Annotated in this window: 18 protein-coding genes; 7 read left to right on the top strand and 11 right to left on the bottom strand. The window is 69.2% G+C overall.

What is annotated here, in order from left to right; all coding sequences use genetic code 11:
• The 3 genes from glnQ to AQY21_RS23235 are packed head-to-tail and all read left to right on the top strand — an operon-like array spanning nt 1 to nt 2,609.
• A complete protein-coding gene (glnQ, locus tag AQY21_RS23225; RefSeq protein ID WP_203416645.1) occupies nt 1-720 on the top strand; it encodes a glutamine ABC transporter ATP-binding protein GlnQ in 720 nt (239 codons plus the stop codon).
• Nucleotides 713-1,732, top strand: a complete 1,020-nt coding sequence (locus AQY21_RS23230; RefSeq protein ID WP_058099954.1) for a C45 family peptidase — start codon at nt 713-715, stop codon at nt 1,730-1,732. Before glnQ ends, AQY21_RS23230 begins: the two co-directional genes overlap by 8 nt.
• Entirely contained in the window at nt 1,689-2,609 is a 921-nt protein-coding gene (locus AQY21_RS23235; protein WP_058099955.1) for a MurR/RpiR family transcriptional regulator, read from the top strand. Before AQY21_RS23230 ends, AQY21_RS23235 begins: the two co-directional genes overlap by 44 nt.
• Nucleotides 2,610-2,633: 24 nt before the next feature.
• Here AQY21_RS23235 and AQY21_RS23240 read toward each other — a convergent pair whose 3' ends face one another.
• The 8 genes from AQY21_RS23240 to AQY21_RS23275 form a co-directional block, all read right to left on the bottom strand.
• Nucleotides 2,634-3,395 (bottom strand): SDR family NAD(P)-dependent oxidoreductase, encoded by a 762-nt coding sequence (locus AQY21_RS23240; protein WP_058099956.1) that lies wholly within the window; start codon nt 3,393-3,395, stop codon nt 2,634-2,636.
• The gene (locus tag AQY21_RS23245) at nt 3,392-4,219 is read right to left on the bottom strand and encodes a PCC domain-containing protein (RefSeq protein WP_058099957.1); all 828 of its coding nucleotides are present in this window, start codon (nt 4,217-4,219) and stop codon (nt 3,392-3,394) included. The genes AQY21_RS23240 and AQY21_RS23245 overlap by 4 nt, the downstream gene beginning before the upstream one ends.
• Nucleotides 4,216-5,817, bottom strand: a complete 1,602-nt coding sequence (locus tag AQY21_RS23250) for an acyl-CoA synthetase (protein WP_058099958.1) — start codon at nt 5,815-5,817, stop codon at nt 4,216-4,218. Before AQY21_RS23250 ends, AQY21_RS23245 begins: the two co-directional genes overlap by 4 nt.
• Complete coding sequence (locus AQY21_RS23255) at nt 5,814-6,983, bottom strand: acetyl-CoA acetyltransferase (protein WP_058099959.1); 1,170 nt, start codon at nt 6,981-6,983, stop codon at nt 5,814-5,816. The genes AQY21_RS23250 and AQY21_RS23255 overlap by 4 nt, the downstream gene beginning before the upstream one ends.
• Nucleotides 6,980-7,792 (bottom strand): IclR family transcriptional regulator, encoded by an 813-nt coding sequence (locus tag AQY21_RS23260; protein WP_058099960.1) that lies wholly within the window; start codon nt 7,790-7,792, stop codon nt 6,980-6,982. The genes AQY21_RS23255 and AQY21_RS23260 overlap by 4 nt, the downstream gene beginning before the upstream one ends.
• A complete protein-coding gene (locus tag AQY21_RS23265; protein ID WP_058099961.1) occupies nt 7,792-8,808 on the bottom strand; it encodes a TRAP transporter substrate-binding protein in 1,017 nt (338 codons plus the stop codon). The genes AQY21_RS23260 and AQY21_RS23265 overlap by 1 nt, the downstream gene beginning before the upstream one ends.
• 29 nt (nt 8,809-8,837) lie before the next feature.
• Complete coding sequence (locus tag AQY21_RS23270) at nt 8,838-10,715, bottom strand: TRAP transporter large permease subunit (protein WP_058099962.1); 1,878 nt, start codon at nt 10,713-10,715, stop codon at nt 8,838-8,840.
• A gap of 335 nt (nt 10,716-11,050) precedes the next feature.
• Nucleotides 11,051-12,691 (bottom strand): bifunctional 3-(3-hydroxy-phenyl)propionate/3-hydroxycinnamic acid hydroxylase, encoded by a 1,641-nt coding sequence (locus tag AQY21_RS23275; RefSeq protein ID WP_058099963.1) that lies wholly within the window; start codon nt 12,689-12,691, stop codon nt 11,051-11,053.
• A 276-nt stretch (nt 12,692-12,967) separates the two neighbouring features.
• Between AQY21_RS23275 and AQY21_RS23280 the strand changes: the two genes are divergently transcribed.
• Nucleotides 12,968-13,606: a TetR/AcrR family transcriptional regulator gene (locus tag AQY21_RS23280; RefSeq protein WP_058099964.1), complete on the top strand. Its 639-nt coding sequence runs from the start codon at nt 12,968-12,970 to the stop codon at nt 13,604-13,606.
• On the opposite strand, the gene AQY21_RS23285 is transcribed toward AQY21_RS23280, so the two are convergent.
• Nucleotides 13,603-14,361, bottom strand: a complete 759-nt coding sequence (locus tag AQY21_RS23285) for an IclR family transcriptional regulator C-terminal domain-containing protein (RefSeq protein ID WP_058099965.1) — start codon at nt 14,359-14,361, stop codon at nt 13,603-13,605. The two genes, AQY21_RS23280 and AQY21_RS23285, sit on opposite strands and share 4 nt — an antisense overlap.
• 109 nt (nt 14,362-14,470) lie before the next feature.
• On the opposite strand from AQY21_RS23285, the gene AQY21_RS23290 reads away from it, so the two are divergent.
• Genes AQY21_RS23290 through pcaF form a run of 3 tightly spaced genes read left to right on the top strand, consistent with a single transcriptional unit; the run spans nt 14,471 to nt 17,089 of the window.
• Nucleotides 14,471-15,220: a 3-oxoacid CoA-transferase subunit A gene (locus AQY21_RS23290; protein WP_058099966.1), complete on the top strand. Its 750-nt coding sequence runs from the start codon at nt 14,471-14,473 to the stop codon at nt 15,218-15,220.
• Entirely contained in the window at nt 15,217-15,888 is a 672-nt protein-coding gene (locus AQY21_RS23295) for a 3-oxoacid CoA-transferase subunit B (protein ID WP_058099967.1), read from the top strand. The genes AQY21_RS23290 and AQY21_RS23295 overlap by 4 nt, the downstream gene beginning before the upstream one ends.
• Before the next feature lies 1 nt (nt 15,889).
• Nucleotides 15,890-17,089, top strand: coding sequence for a 3-oxoadipyl-CoA thiolase (pcaF, locus tag AQY21_RS23300; protein WP_058099968.1), 1,200 nt, complete (start codon nt 15,890-15,892; stop codon nt 17,087-17,089).
• 39 nt (nt 17,090-17,128) lie between these two features.
• On the opposite strand, the gene AQY21_RS23305 is transcribed toward pcaF, so the two are convergent.
• Nucleotides 17,129-18,016, bottom strand: coding sequence for a formylglycine-generating enzyme family protein (locus tag AQY21_RS23305; protein WP_152988328.1), 888 nt, complete (start codon nt 18,014-18,016; stop codon nt 17,129-17,131).
• 60 nt (nt 18,017-18,076) lie between these two features.
• A complete protein-coding gene (locus tag AQY21_RS23310) occupies nt 18,077-19,792 on the bottom strand; it encodes an arylsulfatase (RefSeq protein ID WP_058099969.1) in 1,716 nt (571 codons plus the stop codon).
• Nucleotides 19,793-19,903: the final 111 nt, after the last annotated feature.

Consider the following 19,903-nt stretch of genomic DNA (forward strand, 5'->3'; position numbering starts at 1 on the left):
ATCATCGAGTTTCGCAAGACCTCCAAGCACTTCGGCGACCTGAAGGTGCTGGACGAGGTCGATCTTTCCATCGAGACCGGCGAGGTGGTGGTGCTGATCGGCCCCTCGGGCTCGGGGAAGTCCACGCTGCTGCGCTGCATCAACGGGCTTGAACAGATCACCGGCGGCGACCTGCTGGTGGACGGCGTCTCGGTTCGCGCCGGGGCCAAGCAGCTGCGCCGCATCCGGCAGGAGGCCGGGATGGTGTTCCAGCAGTTCAACCTGTTCCCGCAGATGACCGCCTTGCAGAACGTGGCCTTCGGCCCGCGCAAGGTGCGCGGCCTGCCGCGCGCCGAGGCCGAGGCGCAGGCGATGCAGCTTCTGGAAAAGGTCGGGCTGGCGGCGCGCGCCCATCATCCGCCCTCGGCGCTGTCGGGCGGCCAGCAGCAGCGCGTGGCCATCGCCCGGGCGCTGGCGATCCGGCCCAAGGTCATGCTGTTCGACGAGCCGACCTCGGCGCTCGACCCCGAGCTGAAGCAGGAGGTGCTGAACGTCATGCGCGAACTGGCGCAGGAGGGCATGACCATGGTGGTCGTCACCCATGAGATGACCTTCGCCCGCCAGGTCGGCACGCGGCTGATCTTCATGGAGCATGGCAAGATCTCGGTGGACGGCGATCCGGTCCAGACCATCGCCAGCCCGCCCAACGACCGTCTGAAGGATTTCCTGCAACATGTCTGAGGTTTCGACCGCGCCCGGGCTGGGCTGGCTGCAACTGGCCGGCACCCCGCATCAGATCGGCGTCGCGCTTGGCCGCGCCGGCCGCGCGGCGGTGCAGCGGCACCTGCCCGGCCATCCGCTGTGGCAGGAGGTCAACGCCCCCGCCCATGCCCCCCGCCTCGCCCGCATGGCGGCGGCGACCCGTGCGCGCTTTCCGCGCATCTGGCAGGAAATCGAGGGGCTGGCCGAGGGGCTGGGCCTGCCGGTGGCGCAGGTCTTTGCCTGGAACTGCCGCGGCGACCTGCTGGCCTCGGTCCCGGACGGCTGCACCACCGTCATGCTGCCGGGCCCCGAGCCGCTGCTGGCGCATAACGAGGACGGGCTGCCCTTCTTTCGCGGCGCCTGCTTCATCGCCGAGGCCCGGCCCGAGGCCGAGCCGGGCTTCCATGCCTTCTGCTATCCCGGCTCGATCCCCGGCCATACCTTCGCCTTTACCGGCGCCGGGCTGGTGCAGACGGTGAACAACCTGCGCCTGACCGGGGTCGAGACGGAAATCCCGCGCATGGTGCTGGGCCGGGCGGTGCTGGCCAGCCCGACGCTGGCGGCGGCGCTGGAGGTTCTGGCCGATGCGCCCTCGGGCGGGTTCCATTTCGCGCTGATGCAGCGCGGCGACGGGCGCATCCTGTCGGTCGAGTTCGGCGGCGGCGCGATGTCGCAGCGCGAGATCGCCGCCCCGGCGCTGCATGCCAATCACGCGCTGCACCTGCCGCGTGGCCTCGACGGCCAGATTGTCACTGCCTCCTCGGGCGACCGGCAGCGGCGCGGCGATGCGCTGGTGGCGGCGGGCCTGGCTCCGCTGGCGATCCTGCGCGATACCGGTGGCGAGGGACTTCCCATCCGGCGCGACGCGGCTGACGATCCCGACGAAGAAAACACCCTCGGCACCGCGCTCCTGCGCCTGACCGCCCGGGGGCTGGATTGGAGCATCCATGACCGCGCCACCGGACCCGCCCGCTACAGCGGCACCGCCTGAGACCCTGCAAGAGCTGCGCGCCCTGGCCGTCGCCATCGCGCAGGGCCAGGGCGGCATCTCGCTGGGGGCCAAGGCGCGCGGCGCGCTGTCGCGCATCCTGGACCTGACCGGCGATCCGGTGCTGTTGTCGATCACCACGCTGGCCGAGCGGCTGGAGGTCAGCCCCTCGACCCTGACCCGGCTGGCGCATTCGCTGGGCTATTCCGGCTTTCCCGCTTTCCAGCAGGTGCTGCTTTCGGCCTCGATGAGCGCGCCGGGCGCCTTCTATTCGCGCCGGGCGGTTTCGGCCCTCGAGGGCGGCAGTTCGACCCGCGCCCGCGCCGCGCGGCTCTGCCGCGAGAACCAGGCCAATATCGACCGCTTCATCGAGCAGTTCGACGAGGCCGCCTTCGACATGGCGGCCGAGATGATCATGGCGGCGCCCCGGGTCGTGGTCCACGGCATCCGCCAGTTTCATTCCATCGCCAGCTTCCTGGTCTATGGGCTGCGCATGATCCGCTCGGACGTGGCGCTGCTCGATGCGAACGGGCTGGGCATCGCCGAGGGGCTGGCGCTGCTGGGCGAGGGCGGGGTGCTGATCTCGACCAGCTGCGCGCCCTATTCGGCGCAGGTGGTCGATGTCGCGGCCGAGGCGCGCAGGCTGGGCATCGGCACCGTGGCGCTGACCGACCGGACCGATTCGCCGCTGGTGCAAAGCTCGCGCGCCGCGATCCTGGCGGCGCATGAGACCAGCTTCCTGTCGAACAGCATCGGCGCCTTTACCGTCGCCGTCGAATGCCTGATCAACGCCTGTGCCGCCACCCGGCCGGAGGCCGCCCGCCGCGCCCTGCGCGAACGCGACAGGATGATCGAAAGGCTGCGCGTCGAGATCGGCTGATCCGGTCCGGGGCGCGCGCCGCCGTCAGGCCGGCTCGTTCTCGCGCCGCAGCGCCGGCAGGCCGACGCCGGTGGCGTCGAAACCGCCATCCACCGCCAGCGTCTGGCCCGAGACGAAGCTGGCCTTGTCCGAGCACAGGAACACGATGGCCTCGGCGATCTCGCGCGCCTCGCCATAGCGGTTCAGCGGGATGGCGTCGTAATAGGCCGAGATGATCTCGGGCGCATGCACCGCCATGGCCAGCTTGGTCTTGACCGGGCCGGGGGCGACGCAATTGACGCGGATGCCCTGTTCGCCCAGCTCGGCGGCGAATTGCTTGGTCAGGTGGATCACCGCCGCCTTCGAGGTGCCATAGGCCACCCGCAGGGTCGAGGCGCGCAGCCCCGAGATCGAGGCGATGTTGACGATGGCGCCGCCGGTTTTCGCCAGCTCCGGCGCCGTGGCCTGGGTGCACAGGAACACGCCGTCCAGGTTCGTCGCCATCACCTCGCGCCATTCCTCGAAACTGGTGCGCCCGGCGCGCGAGAACAGCGCGACGCCGGCATTGTTGACCAGCGCATCGACGCGGCCGAGGCCGGCGACGGTCTCGGCCACCATGCGCTCGACCTGGCCAGGGTCCGAGACGTCGGCCTCGACCGCCAGCACGTTCTCCATGCCGTCCGCGACCCGGTGCAGTTCCTCGGTATCGCGATCGACCATGGCGACGCGCCAGCCCTGCTCCAGGAAGATCTCGGTGGCGGCCAGGCCGATGCCGCGGCAGCCTCCGGTGACGATGGCGGTTTTCATGGCGTTTCCCCTGTCGGTTCGATGATGAGTTCCAGCGTCACCCCGACGGGGTTCGCGCCCCGGGCCAGCGTGCCGCGCGCGATATGGCCGTGGATGTCCACGACCTCGATGGGGACATGCGCCGTGCCCCGGGCCAGCCGCGCGCCGTCGAAACGCAGCTCGGTGGCCAGGCAGTCCATGCGGTGCCCCTCGGCGAAGCGGATATGGTCGATGCTGCCCACGGCATGCAGGCGCGCGTCCCGGATGCCGTGGCGGGCGGCAAGCGTTTCGATGGCCGCGACCACATCCTCGCCCGGCAGGATGCGGGCGAAAAGGCCGGGACCGTCGCCGCCGCCCTGCGGGATGAACAGCGTGAAGGCGGTTTCCTGATCGGGCAGCGCCTCGAACCATGTCTCTGCCGCGCCCAGCCCCTCGACCGTCACGTCCTCGGCGACGGTCGAGTCGAGGGGCAGCAGGTTGCCCATCGCCCTGTCGCGCCCATCCGACCAGATGCCGTGGCAATGCAGGAAGGGCGCGCCGTCCTTCCAGCCGACCGTCGCGGTGGCGCTTTCGACGGTCCAGCGACCCTCGGGCGCGTGGGTGTCGGAATACCAGGCCGCGTGCAGCCCGTCTGTCGACAGCGCCGGCAGGACATAGCGCATCGGCTCGCAGGTCACGCCCGCCAGCGAAAGCACGCCGCCCTTGCAGCCGTGATCCGCGAACAGCGCGCCCACCGCCTGCATGACCGTCTGCCCCGCGCGCAGCCTGCCTGCGACGGGGCGCAGCAGCGCGGGCCGAGCCTGCACACGCTCGGCCGCGCGGGGGCCGGGATGGACCATGTTCATGCCGGAGCCTGCTCCAGCAGGCCGCGCGCCTCCAGTTCCTCGCGGATCATCTTCTTGGTGATCTTGCCATAGGCCGATTTCGGCAGGCCGTCCCAGAACAGGAACCGCTTGGGCAGCTTGTAGCGCGACAGCTTCGGGGCCAGGAACGCCGCCAGTTCCTCCTCGGTCACCGGGGCGCTGGCGACGCAGACCGCCCAGCCGACCTCGCCCCAGAGCGGGTCGGGCACGCCCAGCACCGCGACTTCGGAAATGGCGGGATGGGTCAGGATCTTCTCCTCGATCTCGCGCGGATAGATGTTCGAGCCGCCCGAGATGAACATGTCCGACTCGCGCCCGGTGATATACAGGAACCCCGCCTCGTCCATATGGCCCAGGTCGCCGGTGCGGAACCAGCCGTCGCGAAAGGCCTTCGCATTGGCCTGCGGGTTCCGGTAGTAGCCGGCAAAGACGGCGGGGCCGATGACGCAGATCTCGCCGGTCTGGCCGGGCGGCAGTTCGCGACCCTGATCGTCCTGGACCTGGATCTCGATGCCGGTGCGGGCATGGCCGCAGGTGCCGATGCGGGTGGTCGGGCCGTCCTCGGCATCGTGGAGATGCGCGGGCAGCACGGTGATGTTGCCGGTGCATTCGCCCAGGCCGAAATATTGCACCAGCACCTTGCCCAGGGTGCGCAGCGCCTTTTGCTGGTCCACCCGATACATCGGCGCGCCGGCATAGATCACATAGCGCAGCGACGCGGTGTCGGCCGTTTCCGTCGCCGGATGCTCGACCAGCAGCTTCAGGATCGTCGGCACGGTGAACATGGTCGAGACGCGCCATTCCCGCACCAGGTCCCAGACCTGCGCCACGTCGAAACGCTCGGTCGGCAGCAGCACGGTTTTCACCCCGCGCGCCACCTGGGTCAGCTGATGCACCCCCGCGCCATGCGACAGGGGCGCCACCACCAGCGAGGCGTCGTCGCCCGTCAGGCCCGGCATCAGGTCGGCCAAGTGGTTCGTGACCACGAAGGCCATCTGGCCGTGGGTCAGAACGCTGGCCTTGGGCCGGCCCGTGGTCCCCGAGGTGAAGAAGAACCAGCAGGGATCGTCGCGATCCACCGCCGCGACCTGCGGGCGGCTGCCCATGTGCTCGGCGGTGATGGTCTGCACCGAGGGGCCGAAGCCGGCCTGCCCGAAGGCCAGCGTGGTCACGCCGCAGGCTGCCGCATGGTCGGGAAAGGCGGCGTTGCACAGCATCAGCCGCGCACCCGAGGCTTCGGTCAGGTAAGCCACCTCCTCCGGGGTCTGGCGGAAGTTCGCGGGCACCCAGACGCCGCCCGCGCGCCAGGTGGCGAACATGGCCTGCATCATCTCCATGCAGTTCTGCGACTGGCACATCACCCGGTCGCCCTTTTGCAGGCCAAAGCGGGTTTGCAGCGCATGGGCCAGCGCGTCGGCGCGGGCCTCGAACTCGGCCCATGTCCAGCGCGCCTCGCCCATGACCAGCGCGATGCCGTCCGGGTCGCGCCGCGCGGCCTGGGTCAGGAAGGTGGCAAGGTTCATCACCCGGGTCGAAACCGGGGTCAGGCCGCCGATGGGTTCGGTGGCGGGTTCGGTCATTTCACGCGCTCCAGGATCGAGCAATAGCTGGCGACCGCCGCGCCGCCCATGTTGAAGACGCCGCCCAGCGTGGCGCCGGGCACCTGCATGGCCCCGGCATCGCCGGCCAGCTGCATGGCCACCATGACATGCTGCGACAAGCCGGTGGCGCCGATCGGATGGCCGCGCGACTTCAGCCCGCCCGAGGGGTTCACCGGCAGCGCGCCGTCGAACCGGGTCACGCCGTCGCGGATGACGCGCCAGCCCTGGCCGCGCGGGGCCAGGCCCATGGCCTCGTATTCGATCATCTCGGCGGTGGTGAAGCAGTCATGCGTCTCGACCAGCGACAGGTCGGTGATGCCGAGCCCGGCCTGATCCAGCGCCGCAGCCCAGGCCCGGTGCGGCCCGTCGAAGGCGATGGGATCGCGCCGCGACAGCGCCAGAAGGTCGCCGGCCTGCGCCCGGGCGCGGAAACGGATGGCGCGTTGCAGGTCGGCCGCCATCTCGGGCGCGGCCAGAACCAGCGCCGCCGCCCCGTCCGAGACCAGCGAGCAATCGGTGCGCCGCAGCGGTCCCGCGACGCGCGGGTTCTTGTCCGAGATGGTGTTGCAGAACGCCAGATCGAAGGGCTTCTGCATATGCGCATAGGGGTTGCGCATGCCGTTTTCGTGGTTCTTGGCGGCGATCATCGCCAGCTCCTCGGAGCGGTCGCCGTGGCGCTGGAAATAGCTTTCGGTGATGCGGCCGAAGACGCCGGCGAAACCGCCGGGAATCTCGCCCTCCTCGGGGACGTAGCTCGCGGACAACAGGATGTCGCCGACCTGGTCGCCGGGCGTCGCGCTCATCTTCTCCGCGCCGATCACCAGCGCCACGCGCCCCCGCCCCGAGGCGATGAAATCCGCCGCCGCATACAGCGCGGCCGAGCCGGTGGCGCAGGCGTTTTCCGTGCGCATGAAGGGCACGCCCGCCAGTTCCGGCGTGCCCATGGCGACCAGCGCGCCCTGGAAGTCCTGCCGCGAGAAGCCGTTGTTGTAGACGCCGACGAAGATGCCGTCCACGGCATCGGCGCCCAGGCCGGCGTGGTCCAGCGCCGGCCGTGCCACCTCGGCCATCAGGGCCAGCGTGTCGGGTGCCTCGGACTTGCCGAATTTCGTATGCGCCCAGCCGACGATCAGCGGATCGGTCATGCGATGTTCCTTTTCGGTTGCGTCTCGAGCGCGGCGAGACGGGTTTCGACCAGTCGCGCCTCGCGGTGCAGCGCGGCGGCCAGTTCGGCCTGCCGCGCCTCGCCCATGCGGCTCTCGATGGCGGCGATAGAGAGCGCCCCGGCCGGGCGGCCGTCGGGCCAGAGGATGGCGACGCCCAGGCCCCAGGATCCCGGCACCACGCGGCCGGGATTCAGCGCGTGGCCGGCCGCGCGCGCATGAGCCAGGTCCTCGGCCAGCGCCGGCGCCAGACCCGGGGCAAGCACCTCGATCAGCGGCTTGGCCTTTTGCAACAGCGCCTCGCCCTCGGGCGCCGGCAGGGCGGCGAGGATCGCCAGCGCGCCGGCGCCGACGCCCGCGGGCTTGCGGTCGCCGCGCATCAGCGCATGGGTGCGGATCGGGAAATCGCCCTCGATCCGCTCCAGGCACAGGGTATGGTCGCCCTGCGACACGGTCAGCAGCAGGGTGTCGCCGGTTTCGCGCGCCAGCCGCAGCATGGACTCACGGGCGTGATGCAGGATGCCGTGGCGCTCGGCGGCGAAGCTGCCCAGCAGATAGGCCTCGGGACCCAGGTGATAGCGCCGGGTGCGGCGGTCCTGCTCGACCATGCGCGCCGCCGCCAGCGCCAACAGCAGCCGCCGCACCGTGGGCCGTGTCAGCCCGGTCATGGCGGCCAATTGCCCCAATGCCAGCCCCTCGTCGCCGCCCCTGCCGACCAGCGACAGCAGCGACAGCGCGCGGGCAACCGCTTGCGAGCCGCTGGTCGGTTCAGGGGCGGGCGCCTCGGTCATCAGGCGAGCTTCCGGCCGACGGCGGCTTCCAGGATCTCCCATGCCTCGTCGCCATAGGTCTTTTTCCACTCGGCGTAGAAACCGGCCTCGCGCAGCTTGTCCTCGAAGGGCTGCGGGTCGACGTCGTTGAAGACGAAGCCCTGGCCTTCCAGATCGCCGCGCAGCGTGGCGTTCAGCGCCATCACGTCCGCGCGCTGGTTTTCCGCGCCGGCGTTGAAATGCCTGGCGACGATCTGCTGCGTCTCCTCGGGCAGGGCGCCCCAGGCGCGGCGGTTGCCCAGAAGCCAGAAGCCGTCCCACATGTGGTTGGTCATGGACAGGTATTTCTGCACCTCCCACAGCTTGGCGACCTTCATGATCGCCAGCGGGTTTTCCTGCCCGTCCACGATGCCGGTTTGCAGCGCGGTATAGACCTCGGCAAAGTTGATCGAGGCGGGCGCGGCGCCGAAGGCCGAGAAGAGCGAGGTCCAGAGCGGGCTGACCGGCACGCGGATCTTGAAGCCCTGGAAGTCCTCGGGCGTGGTGATGGGCTTGGTCGAGGTGGTGGTCTGGCGGAAGCCGTTGTCCCAGATCTTGTCCATCATCACCAGGCCGGCATTCTCGATCTGGCCGCGGGCATAGGCGCCCAGATCGCCGTCCATCGCCTTCCAGACCGTGTCGTAGTCGGGGAAGGCGAAGCCCACGCCGTTGATCGAGGCGTTCGGCACCAGCGTCGACAGGATCACCGGCGACAGCTGGAAGAACTCGACCCCGCCCGAGCGCAGCTGGCCCAGCACGTCGGTATCGGCGCCCAGCTGGTTCGAGGGGAAGATCTGGATGTCCACCGCGCCCGAGGTTTCTTCCAGGATCGCCTTGACCGCCTCGGCCAGCCGGACGTTGCTGGGATGCTCCAAGGGCTGGTTGTTCGCGATCTTGTAGCTGAATTCGGCGGCGCGGGCGGCGCCCGGCCGGATGAAGGGCGCGGCGAGCGCCCCTGCGGCGGCACCCATCAGGACGCTGCGGCGGGTGATGGTCATGTTTTCCTCCTCCCCGAAGGCTGTTGAAATCAAAGCAAGGCGGTCGAGAACCAGGGCACGGCGGCGATGGCCAGCAGGCCGACCAGCAGCGCCGCCAGATAGGGCCAGATCCGGCGCATGACCTGGTCGGCCGGCACGTCGGCGATCTTGCAGGCGATGTAGAAGCCGATGCCGATGGGCGGGGCCATCAGCCCGATGTTCATCGCCGTGACGATGACCATGGCGTAATGGATGTCGTGGATGCCCAGGCCGCGGGCGATGGGGAACATGATCGGCGCCAGAAGCACGATGGCCGGCAGCCCCTCCAGCACGCAGCCGAGGATCAGGAAGATCAGGATCGAGGCCAGCATGAACACCACCCAGCCGCCCGGCAGGCCGGTGACGACGGCCATCAGGTCGCGGGCGAAACCCGATTGCGTCAGCGCCCAGGCCATTGCGGATGCCGCGCCCAGGATCAGCAGGATCGCGCCGGACATGGCGGCCGTCTCGACCAGCATGGTGCCCAGCCTGCGGATCGGGATGCCGCCGTAAAGCACGACGCCGATGACGAAGGCATAGACCACGGCGATGGTCGAGACCTCGGTCGCGGTCGCCACGCCGCCGCCGACCAGGCTGCGGATCATGAAGGGCAGGACCAGCGCCGGCGCGGCGATGATCGCGGTCCTGCCGATCAGCGGCAGGGTGGCGGCGCGCACGCCCGACATGTCCTCGTTCCGCGCCTTCCAGCGCGCCAGCACGGCCAGCACCACCAGCAGCACCATGGCGATGACGAAGCCCGAGGTGAACAGCCCGGCGATGGACACGCCCGCGACCGAGCCCAGCACGATCAGCACGATCGAGGGCGGCACGGTATCGGCCATGGCCGCGCCGGTGGCCAGCAGCGCCGTCATCTCGGGCGCGGAATGGCCGCGCCTGCGCATCTCGGGGAAGAGCGCGGGCGCCACCGTCGCCATGTCCGAGACCTTGGAGCCGGAAATCCCCGAGACCAGGAACATCGAGCCCAGCAGCACATAGCTCATCCCCGCCTTGACGTGGCCAAGCAGCGAGGCGAGGAAATTGACGATGGCCTTGCCCATGCCGGTGGCGTCGAGGATGCAGCCCAGCAGCACGAAGACCGGCACCGACAGCAGGATCAGCGAGGACATGCCCTCGTCGATGCGGCCCATCATCACGAAGATCGGCGCATGGCTGGCGAAGGTCAGGTAGGCCAGCGTCCCCAGCGCGAAGCAGAAGGCGATGGGCACGCCGATGCACAGCAGCACCGCCACCAGCAGGCCCAGCCAGATCGGCAGGTTCCAGTTGCCGATGGAAAGCAGCGCCGGCCGGGCGAACCACAACAGCGCCACCGCCGCCGCCGTCACGGCCAGCGTCGCGGCGATGATGCGCCATTCGCGCGAGCGCAGCAGCGAAAGCACCGCCAGCACCGCCATCAGCCCGATCCCGGCCGGCAGGGCCGAGGCGCGGTATGACATCGGCAGCCCCAGCGCCGGCGACCTGACGAAGCTTTCCTCATAGGCATATTCCACCGCGACCGGCAAAAGCCGTAGCAGCAGGACGCAGACCAGCACCTGACCCGCCACCTCGGCCACCCGCGCCAGCCGCTCGGGCAGCAGGGGCAGGAACACGGTCAGCCGCATGTGCTCGTGCCGGTCCACCGCCAGCGCCGCGCCCAGCATCGCCATCCAGATGAAGCTGATCGAGGCCACTTCGTCGCCCCAGATCAGCGGCTTCGCCAGCACATAGCGGAAGAACACATTGGCCAGAACGGTGACGATCATCACCGCCAGAAGGCCGGCGGCCAACACCTCGACCGGGCGCATCCATCGCTCGGCGCGCTTTGGCTCGGCCAGCGCCTCGATGCCGCCCAGGGCCAGCTCGCCCTCGGGCTGGGTGTCGGTCAGTTGCATTGCATTCCTCCCATGGCGGCGGGGCCTCCCCTCCCTGCTATTGGTCCATGATATGGACGCAACAGCTGCCGCGTTTTTGGGAATTTCTGGGCGATTCTCGGCAAAGTGCAAGCGAAAATTGCCGAACGCCGCGCTTTCGGCCTTATAGGGCGATCTTCTGCAAATATTTCATTCTATATAATGGAATAATGCTCTTTATCCGGGGACACAGCAACAACGGCCGCGCCAACTGGCGCGGCCGTTGCTGACATGCATTTGCCCCTCGCTTCCATCCGCCTTGCGCGGCGCCGTCACGGCATCGGATGGACAGGGCTGGCGGCAGCGGAGAGGGGGCGTTACTCCGCCGCCAGCGCCGGGCTGTCGGCCAGGTCCAGCGTCCGCATCACCGCATCGACGCGCTGCTGGAAGGCCTCGGGGCTGTTCGCCGTGGCCGCGACATAGAAGTCCGGCCGGATCAGCACATATTTCGCGTCGATCTCGTCGAGCCAGCGCTTGTAGGTGCCCTCGGCGTCGATCACCGCGCAGCCGCCGCCGGGGGCGCAGACCTGCACGCCGAACCCCTCCAGCCGGTCGAGCTGTGCCCGCTGCCCGGGCGTCAGGGCCGCCAGCGGATCGGCCTCATAGCCGATCACCACCCAGCCCCGGCCCACGGCCTGGTCGAAGCGGTCGCGCCGGCCCCTGTGCTCGACCACGCCCTGCACCGACAGCTCGCCGGCATGGGCGCTGGCCGGGCACCAGGCGCCGGGGCCGAGATGGCAGATATCGGTCGGCACCGGCCGCTGGCCGCGGGCCTGAAGCTCGGCGATCATGCGGGCGTCGCGGGCCGCGGCCTCTGTCTCGTCGGCGATGCAGATGATGCTGCCCAGCTCCTGGCTGAAGTCGATGTAGTGGCAGGCATGGTCCTTGCGCTCGCTGGTATAGCTGTCCAGCAGGCCGAGGCCCGCCTTGCCCTCGAGGATCAGGTTCAGCCGCCAGGCCATGGCCACCGCATCGCGCAGGCCCGCGCACAGCCCCTCGCCGGCAAAGGGCGGCATCAGATGCGCGGCGTCGCCGCCGATCAGGCAGCGGCCCTTGTGCCATTGCTTCGCCCAGCGGGCCTGGAAGCGATAGACGGCGGCACGCTCCAGCTCGGCATTCCCGGGGGTGAGGCCCCAGGGTTGCAGCAGTTCCCACGCCCTTTCCGGGGTCTGCATCTCGGCCACCGATTCCCCGGGCAGCACCATGAACTCCCAGCGGCGGCGGTCGGGCTGGCCGGGCTGCGGCGCGGGGCCGCCGGGGACGATGGTGGTCGGGCGCCTGGGGTCGCAAAGCTGCCACTGCGCCGGCTCATCCGGGCGCGCGGCGCAGTAGTCGAACTTCGGCAGCATGTCGAGGATCAGCCAGTCGAAGAAATAGCCCTTGTCCTCGTTCTCGATGCCAAGCGCATGGCGCACGAAGCTGTTGGCGCCGTCGGTGCCGGCGACGAATTTCGCCCGGATCGTCCGGCGCTCGCCGTCCGGGCCGACCTCCTCGGGGCTCTGTTGCAGCGCCAGGGTGACGCCCTTCGCGTCCTGGTCCAGCGCGACGGCGTTCCAGCCGCGCAGCATGGTGATTTCCGGCATGCTGCCCGCCAGCTTCAGCAGGCGCTTTTCCAGCAGCGGCTGGTTGAACCAATAGCGCACCCGCCAGCCGCTGGCCGACCGGCTCTGCCAGTCCACGATCTGGAGGTTCTCGCCCTTGGCGTTGCGCCAGTAATAAAGCTCGTCGTGATGGTTGATCGAGGGATCGGTCTCGGCATCGATGCCCAGCGTGGCCAGGATGCGCGCGATCTCGTGGTCGAAGGTCACGGCGCGCGGCAGGTCGTAATGCGTGCTCCAACGCTCGACCAGCGTCACGCGCTTGCCGCGCTGGCCCAGCAGGATCGCCAGCAGCGTGCCGACCGGGCCCGCGCCGACGATGGCGACATCGGTGTCGACGGCTTGGTGAGATGGGGTCATCCTTGCTCCTCCCTGAAACAATCGCCGGGGTTCCGGCCCGATCGCCCGCGCTCCCCTGCGGGCGGATCGCTTGAGGATGAACTTCTTCTAAAAATGAATGATCGTCAACTTTGATTATAATTCATGACAGCGGGAAATCTGCAATGCTTTGACAGGGCGGCGAAAATTCCCCCACCTGCCTGCGGCCTCTTGTCGCGTCGGGCGGCCCAGCCTGCCCCTCGGCTTGAGAACCGATTCGTTTCCGAATATGGTTCGTTTCCGAATACGGAGCAGGACATGGCCGAGGCAGGGATCCAGGGCGAAGGCCGCGTGGCGCGGCGCCAGCGGCGCAACCGGGCGGCGCTGATCAAGGCGGCGCGCGAGATCATGACCGAGAAGGGCGCCGAGGCCGCCACCATGCTGGAGATCGCCGAGCGCGCCGATGTCGGTGCCGGGACGATCTACAATTATTTCAGGTCCAAGGACGAACTGGCCATCGCCGTGCTCGAGGGGCTGATGCACGACCTGGGCGTCAGCATCCAGGCCGTCACCGACAGGTTCGAGGATCCGGCGCAGGTCTATGCCTTCGGCCTCCGCACCGTTCTGGACACCGCGACCGGCGATCCGCGCTGGCGGCAGATGCTGCACCGCTCCGAGGTGATCGCGGATGCGCTGTTCCGCATGATGGGACCCTTCGCGATCCGCGACCTGCGCCAGGCCTCGGCGGCCGGCCGGTTCGAGGCCGGGGATACCGAGCTGATCTGGCGGCTGACCTGTCACGCGCTGATCGGTGCCAGCCTGGGGATCACCGAAGACCAGCTTTCACCCGCCGAAAGCGAGCGGATCGTGGCCCGTTTGCTCTGCATCACCGGCCTGGACCTGGCCAGCGCCACCGAACTGGCCAGCCGGCCGCGCCCGCCGCTGCCCGGCCGCTAGCGCAGCACCCGGCGCAACCCCTCCTGCACCTTCAGGAGCGCCGGCAGGTAAAGCGCGACCAGTTCCTCGGCCGAGGAATGCACCGCCGCCACCCCGATATTCAGCGCCGCCACCACCCGGCCGTGGGCGTTGTAAAGCGGCACGGCAAGCGACCGCAGGCCCAGCTCGACCTCCTGGTCGATCACCGCATGGCCTTCGGCGCGGGCCTGGCGGATGCGCGCCATGATCTCGTCCGGCGCGGTCAGGCTGTGCGGGGTGCGGGGCGTCAGGTCCGACCGTTCGATGATGGCGCGCGCCTCGGGCTCGGGCAGGGCGGCCAGCAGCACCCGGCCCATCGAGGTGCAATGCGCGGGAAGGCGAGAGCCCGGCATCAGCCCGATGGACATCACCCGCCGCTGCGCCGCCCGCGCCAGATAGACGATCTCGGTGTCGTCGAGAATCGAGACTGAGGTGCTTTGCCCGATCTGCTCGGACAGCTGGTCCAGCCAGGGCTGCACCAGTTGCGCCAGCGGCAGCGCCGCCAAGGCCCCCATGCCCAGCCGCAGGACGCGCGGGGTCAGGGTGAAGAACTTGCCGTCGTAATCGGCATAGCCCAGCTCGTGCAGGGTCAGCAGGCAGCGCCGCGCCGTCGCCCGGTCCAGCCCCGTCGCCCCGGCCACCTCGGCGATGGAGAGCCGTGGACGTTCCGCCCGGAACGCCTCGATCACGTGAAGGCCCTTGGCAAGCGAGGCGATGAAATCGGTCTTGTTCACCATGCGCACATGTTTTTACGCAGTTTGAACAAATGTCAACATCCGCACGAAATCTCTGGTGTCGCGGTGGCCATGCGCGCATGAAACTCCCCGGAACCCGCAGGAGGAGTTCATGGACAAACGCATCCCCAATCTGGCCGAGGCGGTCGCCGGCATCCCGGACGGCGCCGCGGTGATGATCGGCGGCTTCGGCGGCTCTGGCGCGCCGATCGAGCTGATCCACGCGCTGATCGACCGCTACCTGGCCACCGGCAGCCCCAAGGACCTGACCGTCATCAACAACAATGCCGGCAACGGCCATGTCGGCATCGCCGCGCTGATCGAGCAGGGCATGGTCCGCAAGATGGTCTGTTCCTTCCCGCGCTCGGCCGATCCGCGGGTTTTTACCGACAAGTATCTGGCCGGAGAGATCGAGCTGGAACTGGTGCCGCAGGGCACGCTGGCCGAACGCATCCGCGCCGGCGGGGCGGGGATCCCGGCCTTCTATACGCCCACCAGCTACGGCACCGACCTGGCCCGCGGCAAGCCGGTCGCCGAATTCGACGGCCGGCCCTATGTGCAGGAACGCTGGCTCAAGGCCGATTTCGCGCTGGTCAAGGCCGAGCTGGGCGACCATTACGGCAACCTGACCTATCGCATGGCGGCGCGGAACTTCTCGCCCCTGATGGCGATGGCGGCGGCGCGCACTATTGCGCAGGTGACGCAGGCGGTCGCGCCGGGCGGCATCGACCCCGAGCATGTGGTGACGCCGGGCATCTTCGTCTCCGGCATCGTCGAGGTTGCGAACCCGGCGCAGGAGGAGGCGCTGAACCGCGCCGACGCGGCCCATCCCCCCGCCCGTCCCCAGGAGGTGCAGGCATGACCACGAAGCTTTCCAACGCCCAGATCGCCTGGCGCGCGGCGCAGGACATCGCCGACGGCGCCTATGTGAACCTGGGCATCGGGTTCCCCGAGATGGTGGCCAAGTTCCAGCCCCCCGGCCGTCAGGCGGTGTTCCATACCGAGAACGGCGTGCTGGGCTTTGGCGAGGCCCCGCCGGCGGGCGAGGAGGACTGGGACCTGATCAACGCCGGCAAGAAGGCGATCACGCTGAAGCCCGGCGCGGCCTTCTTCCACCATGCCGACAGCTTTGCCATGGTGCGCGGCGGCCACCTGGACGTGGCGATCCTGGGCGCCTATCAGGTGGCGCAGAACGGCGACCTGGCGAACTGGTCCACCGGACCCAAAGGGGTGCCGGCGGTCGGCGGCGCCATGGATCTGGTGCATGGCGCCAAGCGCGTCGCCGTCATCACCGATCACGTCACCAAGGACGGCAAGCCCAAGCTGCTGGAGGCCTGCACCCTGCCGCTGACCGGGGTTGGCTGCGTGACGCGCGTCTATACCTCGCTCGCCGTGGTGGACATCGAGGACGGCCGCTTCGTGCTGCGCGAGAAGCTGGCCACGATTTCCCTTGACGACCTGCAAGCCGTGACCGGCGCGCGGCTGCATCTGGACGGTGCGGTCGGCGACCTGATCGCACCGGAGCTGTGACATGACCGAAGTCTTCATCTGCGACTATATCCGCACGCCCATCGGCCGTTTCGGCGGCGCGCTGGCCCCGGTGCGGGCCGACGACCTGGGCGCCATCCCGCTGCGCGCGCTGATGGCCCGCCATGCCGGGCTCGACTGGCAGGCGGTGGACGACGTGATCTACGGCTGCGCCAACCAGGCCGGCGAGGACAACCGCAACGTCGCCCGCATGTCCGCGCTGCTGGCGGGCCTGCCGCTCGAGGTGCCGGGCACCACGATCAACCGGCTTTGCGGCTCGGGCATGGATGCGGTGCTGGTCGCCGCGCGCCAGATCGCGGCGGGCGAGGCCGAGCTGATGATCGCCGGCGGCGTCGAGTCGATGTCGCGCGCGCCCTTCGTGCTGCCCAAGGCCGAGACCGCCTTCAGCCGTCATGCCGAGATCCACGACACCACCATCGGCTGGCGCTTCGTGAACCCGGCGATGCAGGCGGCCTATGGCACCGACTCGATGCCGCAGACCGGCCAGAATGTCGCCGACGACTACGGCATCTCGCGCGAGGCGCAGGATGCCATGGCGCTGGCCTCGCAGCAGAAAGCCGCTGCCGCCATCGCCAGCGGCCGGTTGGCGGCCGAGATCGCGCCGGTGACGATCCCGCAGCGCAAGGGCGAGCCGGTGGTGGTCGATACCGACGAGCATCCCCGCGCCACCACGGCCGAGGCGCTGGCCAAGCTGCGACCGCTGTTCCCGAACGGCTCGGTCACGGCGGGCAATGCCTCGGGGGTGAACGACGGGGCGGCGGCGCTGATCCTGGCCTCGGAGGCGGCGGCGAAGAAGCACGGGTTGACGCCCATCGCCCGGGTGCTGGGCGGCGCGACGGCGGGCGTGCCGCCGCGCATCATGGGCATCGGCCCGGCGCCGGCCTCGCAAAAACTGATGGCGCGGCTGGGCCTGACCCAAGCGGATTTCGACGTGATCGAGCTGAACGAGGCCTTCGCGGCCCAGGGCCTCGCCACGCTGCGCCAGCTGGGCATTGCCGATGACGACCCGCGCGTGAACCCGAACGGCGGCGCCATCGCGCTGGGGCATCCGCTGGGCATGTCGGGCGCCCGCATCACCGGCACGGCGGCGCTGGAACTGGCGCGGACCGGCGGGCGGCGCTCGCTCTCGACCATGTGCATCGGCGTTGGCCAAGGCATCGCCGTGGCGCTGGAGAGGGTCTAGTCCCGTTGGCGGCGGGGGCTTACCGCTCCCGCTATGCGGCTACATCCGCCGGATGCAGCGGAATCCCAGATGGCCTGTGGTCATGTCGGTCTGCTGGGGATGGCGGGCGGCGGGGCGGTAGCGCTGGCAGTAGTTCGGCGCGCAGAGATAGGAGCCGCCCTTGATGACCTTGGTCGCGGCGCCGCTGGCCTCCGGCTTGCGGCAGCAGCTGCGCGCCGGCTCGGCCCGGGGCGCGGCATAGTCGTCCAGCGTCCATTCCCAGACATTGCCGATCATGTCGAAAAGCCCGTAGCCATTGGCCGGGAAACTGCCGACCGGAGAGGTGCGGGCGAAACCGTCCTCGAGGTCGTTGACGAAGGGAAAGGCGCCCTGCCAGGTATTCGCCATGTGCCGGCCGTCCAGAGTCAGGCTGTCGCCCCAGGCGTATTCCGCGCCCGCGAGCCCGCCGCGCGCGGCGCATTCCCATTCCGCTTCGGTCGGCAGCGCCTTGCCGGCCCATGCGGCATAGGCCAGCGCATCGGCCAGGGCGACATGCACCACCGGGTGATCCTCGAGCCCGGCAAGGTCGCTGCCCGGGCCGGCCGGGTGCTTCCAGCAGGCGCCCGGCACCAGCCGCCACCAGCTGGCCGGGCCTTGCAGCACCGTGCCGGGCAGCGGCGGGGTGAAGACCGCCGAGCAGGGTTCGACCATGCGGCCGGGGATCGAGGGATGCGGCTGCGGCCGCTCGGCCTGGGTGACATGGCCGGTCGCGGCGACGAAGCGGGCGAAGGCGGCATTGGTGACCGGGTGGCGGTCGATGAGAAAGGCGCCGACCTCGGCCGGGCGGACCGGGCGCTCCTCGGGGTAGAAGCGGTCCGAACCTATCAGGAAGCGGCCGCCCGGGACGGCCACCATCTCGCCGGGGTCAGGCTGGCGGGCAAGGGTCATGGCCGGTCCTTTCGGCAGGGCCCCGGGGACGGCGATGCCCCCGGGCAGGATTGCAGTAGCTCAGTTGGCGCCGGCCAGCTGCGGGCGCGGGAACAGGTATTCGGTCTCGTTGGAATAGACCATCTGCGGCGCCAGCCCCTCGTTCCAGTAGATGCCGAAACGTTCCTGGCAATCCGCCCAGTCGGCTTTCAGCTCGGCCAGCTTGTCGGGCTGATCCGCCGCCAGGTCGTGACGCTCGGTCATGTCGGCCTTGATGTCGAACAGTTCGAAATCGCCGGTGCCCCAGGGCTTGTTGCTGTGCACCATCTTCCAGCCGTCCTTCCAGACCGAGACGCGGCCGAACAGCTCGGTGCAGACCGGTTCGTCCTGCGGGCGGGCCGTCTCGGCCTGGCCCTCCAGCCAGGGCCGCAGCGAATGGCCGGTCATCGGCGCCAGTTCGATGCCGGCGCGCTCTGCGGGCGGCGTGGCGCCGGCCAGGTCCAAGAGCGTCGGCGCGATGTCGGTGACATGCACGAACTGGTCCAGCCGTTCGCCGGTCTTCCAGCCGGGATAGGAGATGAAGGCGGGCGAGCGGGTGCCGCCTTCATAGGTATAGCCCTTGACCATGCGGAACGGCGTCTGGCTGACCGAGGCCCAGCTGGGACCATAGCCGATATACGAGCCCTGCTTGCCCATGTTCTCGAGCGAATTGTCGAAGGCGCGGCTGATCCATTCCCCGTTCCTGCCGCCCATGATGTTCTCGGGCAGCTGGCCCTCGGCGCCGTTGTCCGAGAAGAAGATGAAGATGGTGTCCTCGTATTCGCCCTTCTGCTTCAGGTGATCGACGAGACGGCCGACATTCTGGTCGACCTCGTGGATCATCGCGGCATAGACCTCCATCTTGCGGGCCTCGCTGGCGCGCTGCGCCGCGTCGAGCTCGCTCCAATGCGGCCAGAGGTCGGGGGCGGCGTTCGGCTGCACGTCCGCGCCGATCAGGCCCAGCTCGCGCATCCGCGCCAGCCGCGCGTCGCGGATCGCGTCATAGCCGGCATCGTATTTGCCCTTGAACAGCGCGATGGATGCGTCCGGGGCCTGAAGGGGCCAATGCGGCGCGGTATAGGCCAGATAGCCGAAGAACGGCGCGTCGTCGCTGGCGGAATCGATCTGCTCGATCAGCTGGGTGGTGAAGTAATCCGTCGAATAGGTGAAGTCGTCGCCCAGGTCGACCGGCTGGTCGTCGGCGGTATAGTTCGCCTTGGGCAGCGCCTCGATCAGGCCGGTCTGGTCGAAATTATGCGCGGCGCCGTTCATCAGCGCGAAGGAGCGCTCGAAGCCGCGGGCGTTGGGGCGCTGGCCCTCCTTGCCGCCGAGATGCCATTTGCCCGAGATATAAGTGTGATAGCCGCTGTCGCGCAGCACCTCGGGGAAGCTTATGACCCGCTCGTTCAGATAGCCCTCGTAGCCGGGATGACCGCGCTGCTCGTCCAGGATTTCCTCGGCCATGCTGCCCAGGCCGGCGACATGGTTGTCGGTGCCCGACATCAGCATGGAGCGTGTCGGCGAGCAGGTCGGCGCGACGTGGAAATTGGTCAGCTGCACGCCGTCCCGGGTCAGCGCGTCCAGGTTCGGCGTCAGGATTTCGCTGCCGAAGGCGCCCATATCCGAATAGCCCATGTCGTCGACGACGATCAGCACGATGTTGGGGCGGGCGTCCTGCGCCAGCGCCGGATGGGCGATGGCCAGCGTCGCCACGCTCAGCGCAAGGCGCGGCAAGGTGGCCAGTCTTTTCGACGTCATTATGATTCCTCCTCCTGTTCACGGAAGAACGATCCCGGGCCGCGCAAGGCGCCGACGGTGCTAGCTGTCTCTCCGGGTCTCCTCCCCCTTGGAAGGGTTAGCAAAGGGAGG

The sequence above is a fragment of the Paracoccus sp. MKU1 genome (assembly GCF_001447385.1).
GTDB lineage: Bacteria > Pseudomonadota > Alphaproteobacteria > Rhodobacterales > Rhodobacteraceae > Paracoccus.

Excerpts from the sequence above, each read along its gene's own strand:
- AQY21_RS23265 (WP_058099961.1), bottom strand. The coding sequence starts at position 8,808 with ATGACCATCACCCGCCGCAGCGTCCTGATGGGTGCCGCCGCAGGGGCG.
- AQY21_RS23280 (WP_058099964.1), top strand. The coding sequence starts at position 12,968 with ATGGCCGAGGCAGGGATCCAGGGCGAAGGCCGCGTGGCGCGGCGCCAG.
- AQY21_RS23305 (WP_152988328.1), bottom strand. The coding sequence starts at position 18,016 with ATGACCCTTGCCCGCCAGCCTGACCCCGGCGAGATGGTGGCCGTCCCG.
- AQY21_RS23310 (WP_058099969.1), bottom strand. The coding sequence starts at position 19,792 with ATGACGTCGAAAAGACTGGCCACCTTGCCGCGCCTTGCGCTGAGCGTG.
- AQY21_RS23255 (WP_058099959.1), bottom strand. The coding sequence starts at position 6,983 with ATGACCGATCCGCTGATCGTCGGCTGGGCGCATACGAAATTCGGCAAG.
- AQY21_RS23240 (WP_058099956.1), bottom strand. The coding sequence starts at position 3,395 with ATGAAAACCGCCATCGTCACCGGAGGCTGCCGCGGCATCGGCCTGGCC.
- AQY21_RS23235 (WP_058099955.1), top strand. The coding sequence starts at position 1,689 with ATGACCGCGCCACCGGACCCGCCCGCTACAGCGGCACCGCCTGAGACC.
- AQY21_RS23285 (WP_058099965.1), bottom strand. The coding sequence starts at position 14,361 with ATGGTGAACAAGACCGATTTCATCGCCTCGCTTGCCAAGGGCCTTCAC.
- AQY21_RS23295 (WP_058099967.1), top strand. The coding sequence starts at position 15,217 with ATGACCACGAAGCTTTCCAACGCCCAGATCGCCTGGCGCGCGGCGCAG.
- AQY21_RS23245 (WP_058099957.1), bottom strand. The coding sequence starts at position 4,219 with ATGAACATGGTCCATCCCGGCCCCCGCGCGGCCGAGCGTGTGCAGGCT.
- AQY21_RS23260 (WP_058099960.1), bottom strand. The coding sequence starts at position 7,792 with ATGACCGAGGCGCCCGCCCCTGAACCGACCAGCGGCTCGCAAGCGGTT.
- AQY21_RS23230 (WP_058099954.1), top strand. The coding sequence starts at position 713 with ATGTCTGAGGTTTCGACCGCGCCCGGGCTGGGCTGGCTGCAACTGGCC.
- AQY21_RS23250 (WP_058099958.1), bottom strand. The coding sequence starts at position 5,817 with ATGACCGAACCCGCCACCGAACCCATCGGCGGCCTGACCCCGGTTTCG.
- AQY21_RS23270 (WP_058099962.1), bottom strand. The coding sequence starts at position 10,715 with ATGCAACTGACCGACACCCAGCCCGAGGGCGAGCTGGCCCTGGGCGGC.
- AQY21_RS23275 (WP_058099963.1), bottom strand. The coding sequence starts at position 12,691 with ATGACCCCATCTCACCAAGCCGTCGACACCGATGTCGCCATCGTCGGC.
- pcaF (WP_058099968.1), top strand. The coding sequence starts at position 15,890 with ATGACCGAAGTCTTCATCTGCGACTATATCCGCACGCCCATCGGCCGT.
- AQY21_RS23290 (WP_058099966.1), top strand. The coding sequence starts at position 14,471 with ATGGACAAACGCATCCCCAATCTGGCCGAGGCGGTCGCCGGCATCCCG.